Genomic DNA, 17825 nt, shown 5'->3' with positions numbered 1-17825 from the left:
CCTGACCAGTTGGAATGTCGGTGCTCCGGTTGAGTATGCTGATCGGCGGCCATCCAGAGCGACCGAGAGACCTGGCTCGTCGACGTCGCAGCAACCCCCCACCGTGGGTGCGGGTGCTACCGCCAGGACCGATGGAGGTTCCGAAGTGCGCAGCATCCGAGCCGGGCGGACGAGCCGGCTGCATGTCACCTGGCACCGGTGGCGTCGACACGTCGACCTCTGCCGGACCAGCACCATGCTCTGTCGGGCCTCGGCCTGACCGCGACCGCCGGTCGGCGGCATTCCGACCATCTCGTCAGCACCCCCTGAGCGACGCCGTTCCCCGCTGCCCTTGACCTGACCGGTCGGGGTGGTCCTTCGGCACGCCGTCGCCGGATATTTCATGGAGTTTCAGCACAATGCGTATTAAAACTCTTGCCACCCGCCTCCTCGCCGGGGTCGCCGCCGTCACCCTGCTCGGCGCGGTCGCCGCCTGCGGCGGCTCGTCGTCGGGCGACACCGCCGACAACCCGTACGACCTGCTGCAACCCGGGACCCTGCGGGTGGGCACCCTGACCGACGCCCCGCCGAACGTCTTCCTCAAGGACGGAAAGTTCACCGGCTTCGACAACGACCTGATGACCGCCGTCGCCGGCAAGCTCGGGCTCCGGGTGGAGTTCGTCGGCACCGAGTTCTCCGCGCTGCTCGCCCAGGTGAACAACCACAAGTTCGACGCCGGCTCGTCGTCGATCACCATCACCGAGGCGCGGCGGAAGACCGTCGACTTCACCAACGGGTACGACTTCGGCTACTTCGGACTCGACGTACCGGCCGGCTCGCCGATCAGGAGTTTCGCCGAGTTGAAGGGCAAGCGGGTGGTCGTGGTGCAGGGCACCGTGCAGGACGACTACGCCACCAAGGAGGGCCTCGACCCGGTCCGGGTACCCGACTACAACGGCGCGATCAACCAGCTCAAGGCGAAGACCGCCGACGCCTGGATCGCGCCCGCCGAGATCGGTGAGAAGTCCGCACAGGAGAGTGGCGGCAAGATCGTACTGGCCGAGAAGCAGCTCAGCTCGGCGCCGACCGCGTTCGCTGTGGCCAAGGGCGCCGACCCGCTGCGCGAGGCGCTGAACTCCGCACTCGACCAGGTGATCGAGGACGGCACCTGGACCCGCCTCCAGGAGCAGTACTACCCCGGGCGGCCGATACCAGAGACGTTCAAGCCGGGCAGCGGCACTGTGACGTACCCGCCGGTCAAGGCCGGTCCGACGAGCCCGGCCGCCACCCCGGCGAGCTGACCCGGCGAGCACCTCAGACAGCCGTCGGCCGGCCGCCCCGCGCGGCCGGCCGACGGCTGGCGGAACCGAGACAGGTGAGGCGATGGAGACCCTGGCGACACTGTGGGAGACGTTCTTCGACTGGGAGTCGATGCGCGAGGCGCTGCCCGAGATGCTCACGGTCGGGCTGCCGAACACGCTGCTGCTGGCGCTGCTCTCGGCGATCCTGGGAACGCTGCTCGGCATGCTGCTGGCGATGGCCGGGCTGGCCCGGACCCGGTGGCTGCGCTGGCCGGCCCGGATCTACACCGACGTGTTCCGGGGACTGCCGGCCGCCGTCACCATCCTGCTGATCGGGGTCGGGCTGGCGCCGCTCGGGCTCGCCTGGTGGGGACCCAACCCCTATCCGCTGGGCATCCTGGCGCTGTCGCTGATCGCGGCGGCGTACATCGGGGAGATCTTCCGGTCCGGCATCCAGAGCGTGGAGGCCAGCCAACTGGAGGCGACCCGGGCGCTGGGCCTGTCGCACGGTGCCGCCATGCGCCTGGTGATCATCCCGCAGGGCGTACGCCGGGTCCTGCCGGCCTGGGTCAACCAGCTCATCGCACTGATCAAGGACTCCAGCCTGGTCTACTTCCTCGGCCTGGTGGCCAGCCAGCGGGAACTGTTCCGGATCGGCCAGGACTACGCGGCGAACACCGGCAACGAGTCCGCACTGCTGCTCGCCGGAATCTTCTATCTGGTCATCACCGTGCCGCTGACCCACCTGGTCAACTGGGTCGACCGGCGGCTGCGCGACGGCCGGGCCGGTGGCCCGGAACCCGACGAGGAGGATCCGGTGGCGCTGGCCGGCGGGACCGCGCTACCGGCGGGTGGAAGGGGAACCCAGCATGCCTGACTCTGTCACTCCGACGGTGTCGACCCGGCCCGCCGAGGCGGGTCTCGGATACGAGTCGGTGAGCGTCGCGACCCGGGACGTGCACCTGTCGTTCGGCCGGCACCAGGTGTTGCGCGGCATCGACATCGAGGTGGGCCGGGGCGAGACCGCCTGCGTGATCGGCCCGTCCGGCTCCGGGAAGTCCACCCTGCTGCGGGTGGTCAACCGGCTGCTCGAGCCGGACCGGGGCGACGTACTGCTCGACGGCGTGAGCGTGCTCGACCAGGACCCGGACGCGCTGCGCCAGCGGATCGGCATGGTCTTCCAGCAGTTCAACCTCTTTCCGCACATGACGGTGCTGCGCAACGTCACGCTCGCTCTCCGGCAGCTCAGGAAGCTCTCCAGGGACGAGGCGAACGAAGTGGCGCTGCGCCAACTCGACCTGGTCGGGCTGCGGCACAAGGCGGACGTACGCCCCGGTCGGCTCTCCGGCGGTCAGCAGCAGCGGGTGGCCATCGCCCGGGCGCTGGCGATGTCGCCCCGGGTGATGCTCTTCGACGAGGCGACCTCGGCGCTCGACCCCGAACTGGTCAAGGGCGTGCTCTCGCTGATGGCGGATCTGGCCGGTCAGGGCATGACGATGCTTGTCGTCACCCACGAGATGGGCTTCGCCCGACAGGTCGCCGACCAGGTCGTCTTCCTGGACCGGGGTCGGGTGGTCGAGGCCGGCCCACCGGCCCAGATCTTCGAGGCCCCGCGCAGCGCCCGGCTCGGCCAGTTCCTCTCCCAGGTCCTCTGATCGGACTGCCTGCCGGGGCACTGGTCCTGTGATCGGTGTGTGCCTGCGGGTGCGCTCCCGGTCAGCCGTGCGGCCTGACCGGGAGTGCCGACAGGCCACGCAGCAGCAGGCTGGACCGCCAGCCGATCTCCTCGGGCGGCACCGCCAGGCGCATCCCAGGAAACCGGCGGGCCAGGGCGCCGAAGGCGACCTGCCCCTCCAGCCGGGCCAGCGGCGCGCCGAGGCAGTAGTGGATGCCGTGCCCGAAGGCGAGGTTGGGGGTGGCCGGGCGGTCCAGGTCCAGCCGGTCCGGCTCGGGGAACCGGTCCGGATCCCGGTTGGCCGAGAGCAGGGACACCAGCACCGACGCGCCCTGCGGAATCGTCTGGCCGCCCAACTCGACCGGCTCCATCGCGGTCCGGAACGAGGCGTTCTGCACCGGGCCCTCGTAGCGGAGTACCTCGTCGATCGTCCCGGGCAGCAGCGCCGGCTCGGCCACCACCCGGGCCCAGCGCTCCGGCTCGGCCAACAGCAGCAGCATGCCGTTGCCGATCAGGTTGACGGTGGTCTCGTGTCCGGCGATCAGGAACAGGTAGACCATCGAAACGAGCTCGTCGTCGGTGAGCCGGTCGCCCTGCTCGTGCACCGCGATCAGCGCGGAGAGCAGGTCGTCGGCCGGCTGCTCGCGCTTGGCCGCCAGCAGCGTACGGATGTAGCCGACGATCGCGGTCAACGCGGGTGGCAGTCCGGCCGGGTTCATCGGGCCGGTCACGATCGCATCGGTCCAGCTCCGGAAGTCGGCCTGGTCCTCGGCCGGTACCCCGAGCAGTTCGCAGATCACCTGGATCGGCAGCGGGAAGGCGAAGCGGTCGATCAGGTCCACCTGTTCGGCGCCGGCGATGCCGTCCAGCAACTGCTCGGTCAGCTCCTCGATCCGGGGCCGCAGTGCGGCGACCCGGCGTGCGGTGAACGCGCCGGAGACCAGCCGCCGCAGCCGGGTGTGGTCGGGCGGGTTCAGCGCCAGCATGTGCCGGCCCACCGCCCGGGCCACGTCGTCCGGGATCATCCCCCGATAGTTGAACCCGCCGGCCGAGGTCGCCTTCGCCAGCCGTGGGTCGCCGAGTGCCCGCTGGGCGTCCTCGTAGCGGGTGACGACCCAGGCGGTGACTCCGGTCGGCAGCGTGACCTCCACGACCGGGCTGTCCCGACGCAACTCGGCGAGAACTCCGTGCAGATCGGCGGCGGACCCGAACGGATTGGTTGTCGACATTCGTCTCCCCCGCACGACAGGTGGGCGGCCCGGCGGCCGGAGCGGATCCGCGCTCCCTCCATGCTGCCACCGTCGCCTTGCTGCCACCATCGCCTTGCTGCCACCGTCGCGCACTGCGCAGAGTGAACGGTTGTGAAAGGTGGCGGGCTATGATCTTGCGCATGGCGCTGCTGCACCGGGCCACTCTGCATCCCGGCAAGCTCGAACTACTGGCGGACTGGCTGCCCGGCCGGCGCTGGTACCAGGGACCGGCCGCCGCCGACGTCGTCCGCGTAGCGAGCTTCCGGTTCGACGACCCGGACGGAGCGGTAGGGATCGAGACGATGCTCGTCAGGTCCGGTGACGGGCCGGTGCACCAGGTTCCGCTCACCTACCGGGCCGCACCACTACCCGGCGGCGACGACTGGCTGATCGGCACCACCGAGCACTCGGTGCTCGGCCGCCGCTGGGTGTACGACGCCTGCGGCGACCCGGTCTACGCCAGCGCACTGGCCGCCGCGATCGCCACCGGCGGCGGCCAGTCCGAGGAGTTCTTCGAGGTCGACGGGGTACGCGAGGTCCGCCCGCCGAACATGACCGTGACCGGCGGCGGCACCCCGGGCAGCACCGTACCGCCGGTGCACGTTGTCCACCGGGTGGTCGAGGACGAGTCGACGACGATCGTCACGGACGCGGCGGAACTCACCGTCCTCCGCCGCCCCGAGAACGGAGCCGGCGGGCTGAACGGCGGCACGCCGAGCAGCGCCGCCCTGACCGGCAGCTGGCCCGGCCAGCCGACCCCGGTGGCGCTGGCATACGCCGTCCTGCGCTGAGGCAGGACACGCCGCCCTGTGCTCAGGCCGGACCGCCCGGGCGGCGCCACGGCCGGGGACCTGTCGCCCCCGGCCCGGCACCACCCCTGCGGTCAGCGGCGGCCGAGGAGTTCGGCGACCCGGAGGAAACCGTCCGAGCCGTGGCCGAGCCCGATCACCCGGCGGGTCAGCCCCTCGACCGCCCGCATCACGCTCGCGTCGATCCCGTGCCCCTCGGCGGCGTGCACGATGTGCGCCATGGTCGAGGCGGCCGAGGTGATCGGATTGTCCGCGCCGGAGTAGCTGCCGTCCTCGACCTCCGCCGCCGTCTCGGCGAAGATCGGCGGCAGGATCGCGCCGATCCCCTGGGCGAAGGGGGCGAGTTCCAGCGCGGTGATCCCCTCCGCCCGGGCCACCGCCACCGCGTGCGCCCACCCCGCCATCGAGGTCCAGAAGATGTCGAGCAGTGCGATGTCGTAGGCCGCCGCTCGGCCGATCTCCTCGCCGACGTGGGTGTGCGTACCGCCCAGCCGCTCCAGCACGGGCCGGTGCCGCTGGAAGAGGTCACTCGGACCACTGTGGATGAACGCGCCGTCCGGGGTACCGATGGTCGTGGTCGGCGTCATGATCGCGCCGTCCAGGTAGTCGATGCCGTGCTCCGCCGCCCAGACGGCGATCTCCCGAGCCCGCTGCGGGGTGTCGGCGCTGAGGTTCGCCACCGTACGCCCCTTGAGCGCGTCGGCGACGCCGTCGGCCCGCAGGATGGCCTCCGCCGCGTCGTTGTTGACCACGCAGACCACGGTCAGGTCGCTCGCGGCAACCGCCTCCGCCGCCGAGCCGGCGCCGGCCGCGCCCCGCTCGACCAGGGCGGTCTCCCGGCCGGGGGTCCGGTTCCAGACCGTGGTGGACAGGCCGGCGTCGAGGAAGGCGCCGGCCAGGGCCCGGCCCATCGGACCGAGGCCGAGTACCGTGACAGTGGACTGTTCGGGGTGTGCGGACATGCTTGAGTACTCCTGAACTTGTGCGAACTTGAGCAAAAGGGATGACATGACGCGCAGCCGTGCCCGGGATCTGAACGTCTGCGGGGTGACCGCCGCGATCAACGTGATCGACGGCAAGTGGAAGACTTCGCTGCTCTGGCTCCTGGAATCCGGTCCGCACCGTCCCGCCGAGCTGCGCCGTCAGTTGCCGGGCCTCACCGAGAAGGTGCTGACCCAGGCGCTACGCGAGATGGAGAGCGACGAGTTGGTGCACCGGGAGGTGCACGACGTGCTGCCGCTGAAGACGGTCTATTCGCTTACCCCGTTCGGCCGCGACCTGGCCGGGGCGTTGGCACCACTCTCCGACTGGGGACACCGCCGTCTGGACAAGCTCGCCGCCGCCCAGTCGTCGGCCTCCTGACGCACCGCCGACCTCCCGTCGATCCGGATCCGGGCGGCCGTCCGACCGCCCACAAACAGGTTCGCCCGGCGCGCGACGGCCGACAAGTACGCACAAAAAAGTGGCTATCCCGCGCGGCTCGCGCGTCCGCGACGCGGCTGGGGCGGTCAAGGCGTGAGGATGATCTTTCCTTTGGTACGCCCGGTCTGGCCGATCTCGTGCGCCCGGGCGACCTCGTCGAGCGGGAACACCCGGTCCACCTCGACCCGGAGCTGGCCCGCGCCCACCAGAGCGGCGAGGGAGAGCAGCCCGGCACGGTCCGCCTCGACGATCATGAACCGGGCACGCCTGCCCTGCCGGGCCGCCTCCTGGGCCAGGTACGCCTCGGCCGGCGAGGCGAGCGCCACCAGGATGCCGCCCGGACGCAGGGTACGCAGCGATCGTGGCCCGTACTCACCGCCGATGGGGTCCAGCACCACGTCGATGTCCCGAAGGTGGCTGGCGAAGTCGGTGGTGGTGTAGTCGAGAACCTCGTCGGCGCCCAGCCCGGCGACGAACGCGTGCTTCGCGGCGCTGGCGGTGCCGATGACGTACCCGCCACGCGCCTTGGCGATCTGCACGGCGAGGTGGCCGACGCCGCCCGCCGCCGCGTGCACCAGTACCCGCTGCCCCGGGCGGACCTCGGCGACCTCGACGAGGGCCTGCCATGCGGTGAGCCCGGCCAGCCCCAGCCCGGCCGCCTCGACGTGGGAGAGTTCGGCGGGTTTCCTGGCGAGGTGGCGCGACGGTGCCGTCACGTACTCGGCATAGGTGCCGGCGGGTTGTGGCTGCCGGGGCATCCCGAAGACCTCGTCGCCGGGCTGGAACAGCGCGGCGCCGACCCCGACGGCCTCGACCACGCCGGAAAGGTCCCAGCCCAGCCGCACCGGCCGGCCGGCCAGACCGCCGGTGGCACGGTGCCAGAAGTCGGTCGGGTTCACCCCGATCGCGTGCACCCGGACGAGCACCTCCGCCGGGCCGGGTTCGGGGCGGTCGACCTCCACCAGCTCGAGTACCTCGGGTCCACCGAATCGGTCCTGCTCGATCGCGCGCATCGCATGCCTCTCGTTCGTCGTCGTCCTGCGCGCTTACCCTGCCGCTTACGCCGTCGCGGATCGAGTGGCCAGATCGCCACAATGTGCAAGGATCTGGCCATGCATCGCGTGGTCGTACTGGCGCTCGACGGTGTCTATCCGTTCGAGCTGAGCATCCCGGTCCGCATCTTCGGGACCGCCGAAAGTCCCGACGGCGAGCCGCTTTACGAGGTCGTGACGTGCAGTGTGGACGGTCGGCCGGTCACCACCAGCGCCGACTTCGCGGTCGCCGTCCAGCACGGTGCCGAGGTGATCGACAGCGCGGACACCCTGGTGTTGCCGCCCTTCGTCTGCACGCCCACCGAGGAACAGGACTGGCTGCCCGAGCCGGTCGCCGGGGCGCTGCGCCGGTTGCGGCCGGGTGCGCGCATCGTCTCCATCTGCACCGCCTCGTACGTGCTGGCCGCCGCTGGGCTGCTCGACGGTCGGCCCGCGACCACGCACTGGAACAACGCCGACCACTTCCAGCGGACGTTTCCGAAGGTGCGGCTCGACGCGGACGTGCTCTTCGTCGACGACGGGCAGGTGCTCACCGCCGCAGGAGTCGCGTCCGGGGTCGACCTCTGCCTGCACCTCGTACGCCGCGACCACGGCAGCGCCGTCGCCAACCGGGTGGCCCGGCTCTGCGTCGTACCGCCGTGGCGCGAGGGCGGCCAGGCCCAGTTCATCGACCGGCCGGTACCCGAGCCGGCAGCCGCGTCCACCGCCGGGACCCGGCAGTGGGCACTCGATCGGCTGCACCGGCCGATCGCGCTTGCCGAGTTGGCCCGGCACGCGGGAATGAGCGTGCGGACCTTCTCCCGCCGTTTCCGGGCCGAGGTCGGCATGACACCCGTGCAGTGGCTCACCCGCCAGCGGGTCGAACACGCCCGACGCCTGCTGGAGACGACCGACCTGCCGGTGGACCGGGTCGCCACCGAGGCCGGATTCGGCACCGCCGCCTCGATGCGCCAGCACCTGACCGGCACGATCGGGATCTCGCCGACTGCCTACCGGCAGACGTTCCGCGCCGCCGGGCGGCCCCTCCGGCACGATCCGGGAGGGGCTGCCCAGCGGTCCACCGGCTTGGCTACGCCGAACGCGTCCCGTGCTTCAGCGACGCTGTGAAGGTCACCCAGGCAGCCGGACGGAACGCCAGCATCGGACCGGACCGGTCCTTGCTGTCCCGTACCGCGACGACGGTCCCCAGGTTGTCGGCAACCTCGACACAGTTGCCGTTGGCACCCGAACGACTGCTCGTACGCCAGTTGGCGTCGGCCATGTTGACGTCAGACATCTTCCTCACCTCCCTCCGTCAGCCCTGCTCGGCGGCGCGGGCGATCAGGCGGACCGAGGCTGCCGGATTGAGCGCCGCCGCGCGGAGGTGCTCGAAAAGCTCGGTGTAACTGGCGATGTCGGTGTCACGCTCAAGGAACAGGGCGTTCACCCTGTTCTCGATATAGACCAGGTCCGAGTCAGCCGGATCCGGAAAACTCATGATCGCGAAGGCGCCGTACATGCCCGGGTGGGCGCCCACCTCGTAAGGCAGCACCTGGACGGTGATGTTGGGCAGCTTGGTGAGCTTGGCCAGGTGTTGCAACTGGTCGCGCATCACGTCCGCCCCGCCGACCTTCCGATGCAGCACGCTCTCGTCGAGAATCGCCCAGACCTTGAGCGGCTCCACCTTGCTGATCGACTCCTGGCGCCGCAGTCGCGCCTCAACCCGCCGTTCGACCTCCTCCGCCGTGCCAGCTGGCAGCAGTCCGCCGGTGACGGCTCGGGCGTACGCCTCGGTCTGGAGTAGGCCCGGGACGAAGAGCGACTCGTAGTTGCGGACCGACTGGGCCTCGGACTCGAACGAGATGTAGGTGCTGTACTCGTCGGGCAACTGGTCCTCGTACGCCTGTAGCCAGCCCAGTTGCCCGGCGTCCTTGGCCAGGTCGACGAGTTCGAGCCGGCGTTCGAGATCTGCGACACCGTAGACGTCGAGCAGGCCGAGCAGGGTGCGCCGCTGGGGTCGTGCCCGTGCCGTTTCGAGCCGCCAGAGGGTGGCGGGATTCATGTGGGTCCGGTCGGCGACGTCCTCGCGGGTGAGGCCGGCGCGGTGTCGCAGTGCGCGGAGTTCCGCCGCCAGCCGGCGCAATCTGACGGTCGGCGGTTGCTTTCGTGCCGCCACTTTCATGCTCCTTCGCTCCTCTCCAGTCTCCAGTGGCTTGCGTTTGCAAGGCAATGGAAAAGCCGCGCGATGTGAACAGTGCGGACAGCTCGCAAGCCTTGCGTTCGTGCAGAAGGCTCCAGCAACATGACTCACGGTACGGCCCCGGTCACGCCCTGGCTGTCCCGTACCGGCCGCGACGCGCCGCGCACCTTCCCCCGCCGGGGCGCGTCGCGGCCGCCTCGTCCGTCGGACGGACGTCCCGTAACCGGGATGCCGGGCAGAGCACTGGCGGCAACCAGGCTGCCCGGCATCCCACCACCTGAGGAGGTCGCCAATGCTGCTGCGCCTGTTCTGCACGGTCGTCGGCTGCACCCTGCTCGGCTTCCTCGCCGGGCTCTTCGCCTTCAGGGTCAAGTCCCGCTGGTGCCCACGCTGCGGAACCACCACCGCCGAACTCGCCGGCCAGCACCGCGCCCAACCCTGACCGACGAGACACGGGCGCCTGCGACATCTGGCGCGCCTGACCGAGCCGGCCGGGTTCCTGTCCGTGTCGCCCGAACCGTAGTGTTGGTCAGGTGAATGGTGACCTGGTCCCGCAGAAGCGGGAGGTGCGCCTCTCCAACGCCGAGCGGGAGGCCGTCGTCTCCCGGTTGAGCGCTGCGGTCGCGGAGGGCCGGTTGACCCTGCCCGAGTTCGAGGAGCGCGTCGACGGCGTGTTGCGGGCCCGGACCTACAGCGAGGTGGAGCCCTACGTCGCCGACCTGCCGGCCGTCGCACCGACCATCACACCCGACGAGGTCGTCGAGCTGAGCAGCTTCGCCGGAGAGATCAAGCGCTCCGGACGGTGGGCCGTACCCCGACGGTTGGTGGTGAACAGCAAGGCCGGCAGCGTCAAGCTCGACCTGCGGCACGCCGTGATCAACCACCGGGTGGTCGAGATCGACCTCGCCACCCAGGCCGGCTCCACGACCATCGTGCTGCCGGCGGGCGCGACCGCCAACATCGACGGGGTCAACACGAGCGCCGGCACGGCCAAGGCAAAGGTGCCGTCCACCCCCGAACCCGGCTCGACCGCACCGCACCTCGTCGTCACCGGCAGCACCGCTGCCGGCACCCTGGTTGTCCGCTACGAGCGCCGCTTCTGGCGCTGGCGCTGGTAAACCGGCCGCGGCCGGTCGCGTTGCTGATCCGGTCGCCGCCTTCGAGCGCCTACCCGAAGGGACCACCAGCCACCATGGCCGACACCAACCGAGAGACGCTGCGCACCACGTTCGGCCAGGACGCCGAACTCTACGACAAGTGCCGTCCCGGCTATCCACCCGCACTGTTCACCGACCTCAGCACGCTCGCCGGTCTCGGCCCGCACGCTCGGGTACTGGAGATCGGATGCGGTACCGGCCAGGCGACCCTGCCGCTGGCACAACTCGGCTGCACCGTCGTCGCGATGGACCTCAGCCCCGACATGGCCGCCGTCGCCCGACGCAATCTCGCCCGGTTCCCGAACGTCACAGTCGTCGCCGCGGCGTTCGAGGACTGGCAGCCGTCGGCCGGAAATTTCGACGCGCTTCTCTCCGCGACCGCGTTCCACTGGCTCGACCCCGGGGTGCGCATGATCAAGGCAGCTGACCTGTTGCGTCCCGGCGGAGCCCTCGGCATCATCTCGACCCACCACATAGCCGGTGGAACGAACGACTTCTTCGCCGACGTACAACGATGCTACGAACGCTTCGACCCCACGACACCGCCCGGCATGCGGCTGACCAACGCTGACGAGACCGCCGACGAGGCAGCCGAGTTCGAGCGGTCGGCACGCTTCGGGCCGGTCGAGTTTCGCCGCTACCCGTGGCAGCAGACCTACACGGCTCGCGAGTACCTGGACCTTCTCATGACCTACTCCGGCCACCGAGCCATGGCACCCCAGGCCCGCAGCGACATGTTCGCCTGCATCAGCAACCTGATCGAGAACGTCTACAACGGAGAAATCACCAAGCAGTACCGGACCCGGCTCGCGATCGCGCACCGGACACCCTGACCCGGTCCCGGTCCCGGCCACCGTGCCCGACAGGGCTCTTCCCGCCGCCTCAGTACGGTGTGACGCCCGCCGGCAGGGTCGAGTTCTCGGCCGCCGTACCCAGGTATTCGAGCAGGATCCGCCGGAACGCCCGCGCCGCGTGCGTGGGTTCCGGTTCCCGGCGCCGGGCCAGCGCGATGGTCCGGTGCACCCCGGGCGGGGCGAGCGGGGTGACCCAGAGCCTCGGGCGCCGGGCGACCACGATGCCCGGCACCAGGGCCACGCCGAGTCCCGCCTCAACGAAGCTCAGCACCGCGTCCATCTCGCCGCCGTCGACCGAGAGTCTCGGCTCGAAGCCCGCCTCCCGGCAGGCCCGCAGGGTGACGTCGCGCAGGTCGTAGCCCTGCCGGAACATCACCAGCGGCTGGTGGCGCAGGTCGGTGAGGTGCATGGTGCCGGCCGAGTCGGTCATCGGCAGCGGGTTGAGCGAGGCGACCACCAGGTTGTCCCGGAGGATCGGTTCGGCGATCAGCGCCGGATCGGCCCCGGTCGCCGGGAGGATGATCAGCGCCAGGTCCAGTTCGCCCCGGAGCAGGTCGCGGACGAGGTCCTGTGAGCCGCTCTCCTCCACCCGCAGGTCGACGCCGGGGTGCACGTCCCGGAACCGGCGCAGCACGGTCGGGGCGAGCGAGGTGGCCAGGCTGGGGGTGGCGCCGAGGCGTACCCGGCCGCGCCGGACCCCGACGAGTTCCTGCACCTCCCGGCGGGCGGTGTCGACGTCGGCGAGGATGCGCTCGGCGAACGGCAGCAGCACCTCACCGGCCGCCGTCAGCCCGATGTTGCCGCGTACCCGTTCGAAGAGCGGCGCGCCGAGTTCCGTCTCCAGGGCGTGAATCTGCTTACTCAACGACGGCTGGGTAATGCCCACGTTGTCGGCGGCATGAGTGAAATGCCGGGTTTCTGCCACCGCCACGAAATACCTCAACTGGTGGAGCTGCACCTCGATAGCCTACAGCTATCGTTGCTGAGGCTTCGATGCATTGGACGACTGGTCAGAGCACTCCTAGCGTTTGTCAGGTGACAGCTGTATCGACGCGGTCGCCGATCCGGTCCAGCATCGGCCTCAAGGCCGTGATGGCGGTGACGGGCATCCTGCTGGTGCTCTTCCTCATCGCGCACATGCTCGGCAATCTCAAGATCTTCTTCGGCCCCGAGTCGTTCGACCACTACGCGCACTGGCTGCGTACGATCGGCGCCCCGGTGCTGCCGGACACCTGGTACCTGTGGATCCAGCGCGCCGTACTCGGAATCGCGCTTGTCGCGCACATCTGGTCGGCCACCGTACTGGCCAGGCGGGCCCGGGCTGCCCGCCCCGTCCGGTACGCGCACCGCCCCAAGGTGCACGGCAGCTACGCGGCCCGGACGATGCGCTGGGGCGGGGTGATCATCGCCCTCTTCGTCGTCTACCACCTGCTGGACCTGACCACCGGCGACCTGAACCCGGTCGGCGACCCGCGCCGGCCGTACGCGAACGTGGCCGCCGACTTCGCGCCGGAACGCTGGTACGTGACCCTGCTCTACACCATCGCGATCGTCACGCTCGGCTTCCACCTGCGGCACGGCATGTTCAGCGCGTTCCGCAGCCTCGGTCAGCAGACTCCCCGGGGCGAGGCCCGGGCCCGGGCGCTCTCGCTCGGATTCGCCGTCGCGCTCTGCGCCGGCTACCTGGTCGTCCCCTTCGCGGTGATCGCGGGATTGGTGCGCTGATGAACTCCACCAACGGGCTGGTGAACTCCACCAATGGGCTGGACCTCTTCACGATCGGGGAGCCGATCGCCGACACCAGGGCCCCGGACGGGCCGATCGAGACCCGGTGGCAGCGCCGCCGCTTCGCCGCCAAACTGGTCAACCCGGCCAACCGGCGCAAGCTGACGGTGATCGTCGTCGGCACCGGGCTGGCCGGCGGCTCGGCCGCGGCGACGCTTGGCGAGCAGGGCTACCAGGTCAGGTCGTACTGCTACCAGGACAGCCCGCGCCGGGCGCACTCGATCGCCGCGCAGGGCGGCATCAACGCGGCCAAGAACTACCGCAACGACGGCGACTCGATCCAGCGGCTCTTCTACGACACCGTCAAGGGCGGCGACTTCCGCTCCCGGGAGTCGAACGTACGCCGGCTCGCCGAGGTCTCGGTGGAGATCATCGACCAGGCGGTGGCCCAGGGCGTGCCGTTCGCCCGGGAGTACGGCGGACTGCTCGACACCCGCTCGTTCGGCGGCGCCCAGGTGCAGCGCACCTTCTACGCCCGGGGCCAGACGGGCCAGCAGTTGCTGCTCGGGGCGTACCAGGCGCTGGAGCGGCAGATCGGGCTGGGCCGGGTCGAGATGCACAGCCGGCACGAGATGCTGGAACTGATCGTGGTCGACGGGCGGGCCCGGGGCATCGTGGTCCGCGACCTGGTCACCGGCGAGATCTCCTGCGACTTCGCCGACGCCGTGGTGCTGGCCTCCGGCGGGTACGGCAACGTCTTCTACCTCTCCACCAACGCCAAGGGTTGCAACGTCACCGCCACCTGGCGGGCGCACCGCAAGGGCGCGCTCTTCGCCAACCCCTGCTACACGCAGATCCACCCCACCTGCATCCCGGTCTCCGGCGACCACCAGTCGAAGCTGACCCTGATGAGCGAGTCGCTGCGCAACGACGGCCGGGTCTGGGTGCCGAAGGCGGCCGGCGACGACCGGCCACCGCGGCAGATCCCGGAGGACGAGCGGGACTACTTCCTGGAGCGGATGTACCCGTCCTTCGGCAACCTGGTCCCCCGGGACATCGCGTCCCGGGCGGCCAAGAACGTCTGCGACTCCGGCCGGGGCGTCGGGCAGACCGGGCTCGGCGTCTATCTCGACTTCGCCGACGCGATCGACCGGCTCGGCCGCTCCGCCATCGCCGACCGGTACGGCAACCTCTTCGAGATGTACCAGCGGATCACCGGCGAGGACCCGTACGAGGTGCCGATGCGGATCTATCCGGCCGTGCACTACACGATGGGCGGGCTCTGGGTCGACTACGACCTCCAGTCGACGATCCCCGGCCTCTTCGTGATCGGTGAGGCGAACTTCTCCGACCACGGCGCGAACCGGCTCGGTGCCTCGGCGTTGATGCAGGGCCTGGCCGACGGCTACTTCGTGCTGCCCAGCACCATCGCCGACTATCTCGCCGCCGGGCCGTTCGAGCCGCTGACCGAGGACCACCCGGAGGTGGTGGCGGCCCGGGACGACGTCACCGACCGGCTCGGCCGGCTGCTCGCCTGCCAGGGCGACCGGACCGTCGACTCGTTCCACCGCGAGCTGGGCCAGATCATGTGGGACCACTGTGGAATGGAGCGCAGCGACGCCGGGCTGCGCAAGGCGCTCGCCGAGATCCGCGGCCTGCGGGAGCAGTTCTGGCAGCGGGTGCGGGTGCCCGGCGACGGCGAGGGGCTCAACCAGGCGCTGGAGAAGGCCGGCCGGGTCGCCGACTTCTTCGAGCTGGCCGAGCTGATGTGCATCGACGCGCTGCACCGTACCGAGTCGGCGGGCGGGCACTTCCGGGCCGAGAGCCAGACCCCCGACGGCGAGGCGCAGCGCGACGACGACAACTTCAGCTATGTGGCGGCCTGGGAGTTCACCGGCGCCGACCGACCGCCGGTGCTGCACCGGGAAGACCTGACATTCGAGTACGTCCACCCGACCCAGCGGAGTTACAAGTGAACCTGACCCTGCGGATCTGGCGCCAGAGCGGACCGGACGATCCCGGCCGGATGGTCAGCTACCAGGTCCCGGACGTCTCCCCCGACATGTCGTTCCTGGAGATGCTTGACGTACTCAACGACCGGCTGACCCTCGACGGCGAGGAACCGGTCGCCTTCGACCACGACTGCCGGGAGGGCATCTGCGGCGCCTGCGGCATGGTGATCAACGGCGTGGCGCACGGGCCGGAACGGGCCACCACCGCCTGTCAGCTCCACATGCGCCACTTCCGGGACGGCCAGACCATCGACATCGAGCCGTGGCGGGCCAGGGCGTTCCCGGTGATCAAGGACCTGGTGGTGGACCGGGCCCCGCTCGACCGGATCATCGCGGCCGGCGGATACGTCACCGCGCCGACCGGTGCCGCCCCGGAGGCACACGCCCAACTGGTCCGCAAGGCCGACGCCGACGCCGCCTTCGAGTCGGCCGCCTGCATCGGCTGCGGCGCCTGCGTCGCGGCCTGCCCGAACGGCTCGGCGATGCTTTTCACCGCCGCCAAGGTGAGCCACCTGAGCCTGCTGCCGCAGGGCCAGCCGGAACGCTTCACCCGGGTCGTCGGGATGGTCGACGCGCACGACGAGGCCGGCTTCGGCGGCTGCACCAACATCGGCGAGTGCACGGCCGTCTGTCCGAAGGGGATTCCGCTGACCAGCATCGGCCGGCTCAACCGCGACTACCTCAAGGCCACCCGGGAACGGGACGGCACGCCCGGCACCTGACCCGCCGCCACCCTCCACAGTCGGGTGGCAGCCGCCAGCGCGATGCCGCTGGTCGAGAGTGCTGTCGAGCACGTTCGGTAGCGGCAGATCCCAGGTTCGTGACAACATCTGAATTGTCTAGATGACCTGGAGGAGCTGTGGCGAAGATGCCGCTGTACGTGCGGATAGAGCGGGAACTACGGGCGCGCCTCGCGCGGGCGCGGCCCGGAGATGTGGTGCCGGCAGAGTCGGTACTCGCCCAAGAGTTCGGCGTCGCGCGGATGACCGTGCGGGCGGCACTGAACGCCCTCGAGACGGACGGCTTGATCGAGCGGATTCAGGGACGGGGAACGTTCGTGCGGCAGCGGCCGGCCCCGCGAGCGGCTGGGACCCTGATGAGTTTTCAGGATCAGGTCCGTGGCTGGGGCCGGACCCCGTCGTCGCGCCTGATCGACGCCGAGTTCCGGCCAGCTTCTGCCGAGGAGGCCACGGCGTTGCAGCTTGTCGCGGCGGCGCCACGGGTGATATCGATCGCTCGCGTACGGCTGGCCGACGGGGTGCCGCTGGCCATGGAGTACGCCTGCTTCCCGCCGCATCTGGACGCCCTGCTCGATCGTGACCTGGAAGCCGGGTCACTGCACCGGGCCGTGCACGAGCTGGGGCTGCGCCCGACGCTGGGTTCCTCGACACTCACCGCCCAACCGGCCGGGCCCGACGGCGAGCACCTGCACGTGCCGGAGACCGAGCCGCTGCTGGTCGAGACCCGCCTCATCGTCGACCAGCACGCCACCCCCCTCGAATACACCGTCAGCCGCTACGTCGGGGCCCGCTACGTCCTGCACGTGACCTTCGACGTGCAGCCACCCCAGACAGGAGAACTCCGATGAATGTCGCCAAGATGATCGACCACTCGCTGCTGCGCCCCGAGCTGACCATCGACGACATCCGCCGTGGCTGTGACATCGCCGCCCGCCGTGACACCGCGTCGGTCTGCGTGCGCCCGTCCGACGTCAAGCTCGCCAAGGCGGCGCTCGCGGGCACTGGCGTGCTCATCGGGACCGTCGCCGGTTTCCCGCACGGCGACGGCCTTACCACAGTCAAGGTCGCCGAGACCCGCGCGTTGGTCGAGGCCGGCGCCGACGAGATCGACATGGTGCTGCACGTCGGACGGCTGCGCGACGGAGAGACCGGATACGTGCACGACGACATCGCCGCGGTGGTCGCCGCCGCACAGGGGCGCGTCGTCAAGGTCATCCTGGAGAACGCCTACCTGACCGACGAGCAGAAGGTCACCGGCTGCCGCCTTGCCGAACAGGCCGGCGCGCACTTCGTGAAAACCAGCACCGGCTTCGCCCCCGGCGGCGCCACCCTGGCCGACATCCAGCTCATGCGCGCAACGGTGTCCCCGCGCATCGAGGTCAAGGCCGCCGGCGGCGTCCGCACCCTTGACACCCTGCTGACCTTGCATGGGTCCGGTGCAACCCGGTTCGGCGCCACCGCCACCGAAGCGATCCTCGACGAGTTCGCCGCCCGCGAACGGAGCATTCACGGATCCTGATGTTCGGGCGCCAGCCGGTGGCTTTAGGGGCAGGGGGCGAGGTCGCCTATCGTTAGGGTCAGCAGACCGCAGATCCGGCAGCCGCCGCGGCCGGGCGCGTCGCACCGGGCAGCCGGCGACCGGCGACCTCGACCCTCCGACGGGAGCACAC

At 70.5% G+C, this 17825-nt stretch carries 20 protein-coding genes, 1 pseudogene and 1 riboswitch; of the genes and pseudogenes, 15 read left to right on the top strand and 6 right to left on the bottom strand.

Annotated elements, in window-relative coordinates:
* The first annotated feature begins 46 nt into the window (after positions 1–46).
* Positions 47–138: riboswitch (SAM riboswitch) on the top strand.
* 260 nt (positions 139–398) lie between these two features.
* The 3 genes from CLT71_RS00815 (at position 399) to CLT71_RS00805 (ending at position 2935) form a co-directional block, all read left to right on the top strand.
* Positions 399–1280 carry an ABC transporter substrate-binding protein gene (locus tag CLT71_RS00815; RefSeq protein WP_101365391.1) on the top strand — a complete coding sequence of 294 codons (882 nt, stop codon included), beginning with the start codon at positions 399–401 and terminating at the stop codon, positions 1278–1280.
* Positions 1281–1362: 82 nt separating this feature from the next.
* Entirely contained in the window at positions 1363–2157 is a 795-nt protein-coding gene (locus CLT71_RS00810) for an amino acid ABC transporter permease (RefSeq protein ID WP_101365390.1), read from the top strand.
* Entirely contained in the window at positions 2150–2935 is a 786-nt protein-coding gene (locus CLT71_RS00805; RefSeq protein WP_101365389.1) for an amino acid ABC transporter ATP-binding protein, read from the top strand. Before CLT71_RS00810 ends, CLT71_RS00805 begins: the two co-directional genes overlap by 8 nt.
* Positions 2936–2996: 61 nt before the next feature.
* On the opposite strand, the gene CLT71_RS00800 is transcribed toward CLT71_RS00805, so the two are convergent.
* Positions 2997–4184 carry a cytochrome P450 gene (locus CLT71_RS00800; RefSeq protein ID WP_101365388.1) on the bottom strand — a complete coding sequence of 396 codons (1188 nt, stop codon included), beginning with the start codon at positions 4182–4184 and terminating at the stop codon, positions 2997–2999.
* Positions 4185–4333: 149 nt separating this feature from the next.
* Here CLT71_RS00800 and CLT71_RS00795 point away from each other — a divergent pair, with 149 nt between their 5' ends.
* Complete coding sequence (locus tag CLT71_RS00795; protein WP_486482962.1) at positions 4334–4996, top strand: CG0192-related protein; 663 nt, start codon at positions 4334–4336, stop codon at positions 4994–4996.
* Positions 4997–5088: 92 nt separating this feature from the next.
* Here CLT71_RS00795 and CLT71_RS00790 read toward each other — a convergent pair whose 3' ends face one another.
* Positions 5089–5976, bottom strand: a complete 888-nt coding sequence (locus CLT71_RS00790) for an imine reductase family protein (RefSeq protein WP_101365387.1) — start codon at positions 5974–5976, stop codon at positions 5089–5091.
* Positions 5977–6022: 46 nt separating this feature from the next.
* Between CLT71_RS00790 and CLT71_RS00785 the strand changes: the two genes are divergently transcribed.
* Positions 6023–6376 carry a winged helix-turn-helix transcriptional regulator gene (locus CLT71_RS00785; protein ID WP_101365386.1) on the top strand — a complete coding sequence of 118 codons (354 nt, stop codon included), beginning with the start codon at positions 6023–6025 and terminating at the stop codon, positions 6374–6376.
* A 146-nt stretch (positions 6377–6522) separates the two neighbouring features.
* Here the strand turns inward: CLT71_RS00785 and CLT71_RS00780 are convergent, their stop codons facing one another.
* The gene (locus tag CLT71_RS00780; protein ID WP_101365385.1) at positions 6523–7449 is read right to left on the bottom strand and encodes an NADP-dependent oxidoreductase; all 927 of its coding nucleotides are present in this window, start codon (positions 7447–7449) and stop codon (positions 6523–6525) included.
* 99 nt (positions 7450–7548) lie between these two features.
* On the opposite strand from CLT71_RS00780, the gene CLT71_RS00775 reads away from it, so the two are divergent.
* Positions 7549–8595, top strand: a complete 1047-nt coding sequence (locus tag CLT71_RS00775) for a helix-turn-helix domain-containing protein (protein ID WP_101371017.1) — start codon at positions 7549–7551, stop codon at positions 8593–8595.
* Here the strand turns inward: CLT71_RS00775 and CLT71_RS00770 are convergent.
* Both CLT71_RS00770 and CLT71_RS00765 read right to left on the bottom strand, forming a co-directional pair.
* Positions 8558–8764: a DUF397 domain-containing protein gene (locus CLT71_RS00770; RefSeq protein WP_199187456.1), complete on the bottom strand. Its 207-nt coding sequence runs from the start codon at positions 8762–8764 to the stop codon at positions 8558–8560. The genes CLT71_RS00775 and CLT71_RS00770 overlap by 38 nt on opposite strands.
* 18 nt (positions 8765–8782) lie before the next feature.
* A complete protein-coding gene (locus CLT71_RS00765; RefSeq protein ID WP_101365383.1) occupies positions 8783–9649 on the bottom strand; it encodes a Scr1 family TA system antitoxin-like transcriptional regulator in 867 nt (288 codons plus the stop codon).
* 310 nt (positions 9650–9959) lie between these two features.
* On the opposite strand from CLT71_RS00765, the gene CLT71_RS36860 reads away from it, so the two are divergent.
* The 3 genes from CLT71_RS36860 to CLT71_RS00755 all read left to right on the top strand — a co-directional run bounded on the left by CLT71_RS36860 (position 9960) and on the right by CLT71_RS00755 (position 11657).
* Positions 9960–10109 carry a hypothetical protein gene (locus tag CLT71_RS36860; RefSeq protein WP_158242138.1) on the top strand — a complete coding sequence of 50 codons (150 nt, stop codon included), beginning with the start codon at positions 9960–9962 and terminating at the stop codon, positions 10107–10109.
* A 91-nt stretch (positions 10110–10200) separates the two neighbouring features.
* Positions 10201–10785 (top strand): DUF1707 SHOCT-like domain-containing protein, encoded by a 585-nt coding sequence (locus CLT71_RS00760; RefSeq protein ID WP_199187455.1) that lies wholly within the window; start codon positions 10201–10203, stop codon positions 10783–10785.
* A gap of 74 nt (positions 10786–10859) precedes the next feature.
* Positions 10860–11657, top strand: a complete 798-nt coding sequence (locus tag CLT71_RS00755; RefSeq protein WP_101365382.1) for a class I SAM-dependent methyltransferase — start codon at positions 10860–10862, stop codon at positions 11655–11657.
* A 49-nt stretch (positions 11658–11706) separates the two neighbouring features.
* Here the strand turns inward: CLT71_RS00755 and CLT71_RS00750 are convergent, their stop codons facing one another.
* On the bottom strand, positions 11707–12642 hold the full coding sequence (locus tag CLT71_RS00750) for a LysR family transcriptional regulator (RefSeq protein ID WP_101365381.1): 936 nt from the start codon (positions 12640–12642) through the stop codon (positions 11707–11709).
* 29 nt (positions 12643–12671) lie between these two features.
* Here CLT71_RS00750 and CLT71_RS00745 point away from each other — a divergent pair, with 29 nt between their 5' ends.
* The 6 genes and pseudogenes from CLT71_RS00745 (at position 12672) to deoC (ending at position 17674) form a co-directional block, all read left to right on the top strand.
* A complete protein-coding gene (locus tag CLT71_RS00745; RefSeq protein WP_101365380.1) occupies positions 12672–13403 on the top strand; it encodes a succinate dehydrogenase cytochrome b subunit in 732 nt (243 codons plus the stop codon).
* A 38-nt stretch (positions 13404–13441) separates the two neighbouring features.
* A complete protein-coding gene (locus CLT71_RS00740) occupies positions 13442–15379 on the top strand; it encodes a fumarate reductase/succinate dehydrogenase flavoprotein subunit (RefSeq protein ID WP_101371015.1) in 1938 nt (645 codons plus the stop codon).
* Complete coding sequence (locus CLT71_RS00735; protein WP_101365379.1) at positions 15376–16137, top strand: succinate dehydrogenase/fumarate reductase iron-sulfur subunit; 762 nt, start codon at positions 15376–15378, stop codon at positions 16135–16137. The genes CLT71_RS00740 and CLT71_RS00735 overlap by 4 nt, the downstream gene beginning before the upstream one ends.
* 146 nt (positions 16138–16283) lie before the next feature.
* Positions 16284–16463 (top strand): annotated as a pseudogene (locus CLT71_RS37715) (GntR family transcriptional regulator); the annotation flags it as partial.
* 48 nt (positions 16464–16511) lie between these two features.
* Entirely contained in the window at positions 16512–17003 is a 492-nt protein-coding gene (locus CLT71_RS00730; protein WP_486483637.1) for a GntR family transcriptional regulator, read from the top strand.
* A complete protein-coding gene (deoC, locus tag CLT71_RS00725; protein WP_101365378.1) occupies positions 17000–17674 on the top strand; it encodes a deoxyribose-phosphate aldolase in 675 nt (224 codons plus the stop codon). The genes CLT71_RS00730 and deoC overlap by 4 nt, the downstream gene beginning before the upstream one ends.
* The last annotated feature ends 151 nt before the right edge of the window (positions 17675–17825 follow it).

The organism is Plantactinospora sp. CNZ320, assembly GCF_002846275.1.
Note: the sequence above shows the minus strand (reverse complement) of the source record. Positions and strands in the feature narration are given on the sequence as shown.

Coding starts and splice junctions, on each gene's coding strand:
- CLT71_RS00815 (WP_101365391.1), top strand. CDS start 399: ATGCGTATTAAAACTCTTGCCACCCGCCTCCTCGCCGGGGTCGCCGCC.
- CLT71_RS00810 (WP_101365390.1), top strand. CDS start 1,363: ATGGAGACCCTGGCGACACTGTGGGAGACGTTCTTCGACTGGGAGTCG.
- CLT71_RS00805 (WP_101365389.1), top strand. CDS start 2,150: ATGCCTGACTCTGTCACTCCGACGGTGTCGACCCGGCCCGCCGAGGCG.
- CLT71_RS00800 (WP_101365388.1), bottom strand. CDS start 4,184: ATGTCGACAACCAATCCGTTCGGGTCCGCCGCCGATCTGCACGGAGTT.
- CLT71_RS00795 (WP_486482962.1), top strand. CDS start 4,334: ATGATCTTGCGCATGGCGCTGCTGCACCGGGCCACTCTGCATCCCGGC.
- CLT71_RS00790 (WP_101365387.1), bottom strand. CDS start 5,976: ATGTCCGCACACCCCGAACAGTCCACTGTCACGGTACTCGGCCTCGGT.
- CLT71_RS00785 (WP_101365386.1), top strand. CDS start 6,023: ATGACGCGCAGCCGTGCCCGGGATCTGAACGTCTGCGGGGTGACCGCC.
- CLT71_RS00780 (WP_101365385.1), bottom strand. CDS start 7,449: ATGCGCGCGATCGAGCAGGACCGATTCGGTGGACCCGAGGTACTCGAG.
- CLT71_RS00775 (WP_101371017.1), top strand. CDS start 7,549: ATGCATCGCGTGGTCGTACTGGCGCTCGACGGTGTCTATCCGTTCGAG.
- CLT71_RS00770 (WP_199187456.1), bottom strand. CDS start 8,764: ATGTCTGACGTCAACATGGCCGACGCCAACTGGCGTACGAGCAGTCGT.
- CLT71_RS00765 (WP_101365383.1), bottom strand. CDS start 9,649: ATGAAAGTGGCGGCACGAAAGCAACCGCCGACCGTCAGATTGCGCCGG.
- CLT71_RS36860 (WP_158242138.1), top strand. CDS start 9,960: ATGCTGCTGCGCCTGTTCTGCACGGTCGTCGGCTGCACCCTGCTCGGC.
- CLT71_RS00755 (WP_101365382.1), top strand. CDS start 10,860: ATGGCCGACACCAACCGAGAGACGCTGCGCACCACGTTCGGCCAGGAC.
- CLT71_RS00745 (WP_101365380.1), top strand. CDS start 12,672: ATGCATTGGACGACTGGTCAGAGCACTCCTAGCGTTTGTCAGGTGACA.
- CLT71_RS00730 (WP_486483637.1), top strand. CDS start 16,512: ATGAGTTTTCAGGATCAGGTCCGTGGCTGGGGCCGGACCCCGTCGTCG.
- deoC (WP_101365378.1), top strand. CDS start 17,000: ATGAATGTCGCCAAGATGATCGACCACTCGCTGCTGCGCCCCGAGCTG.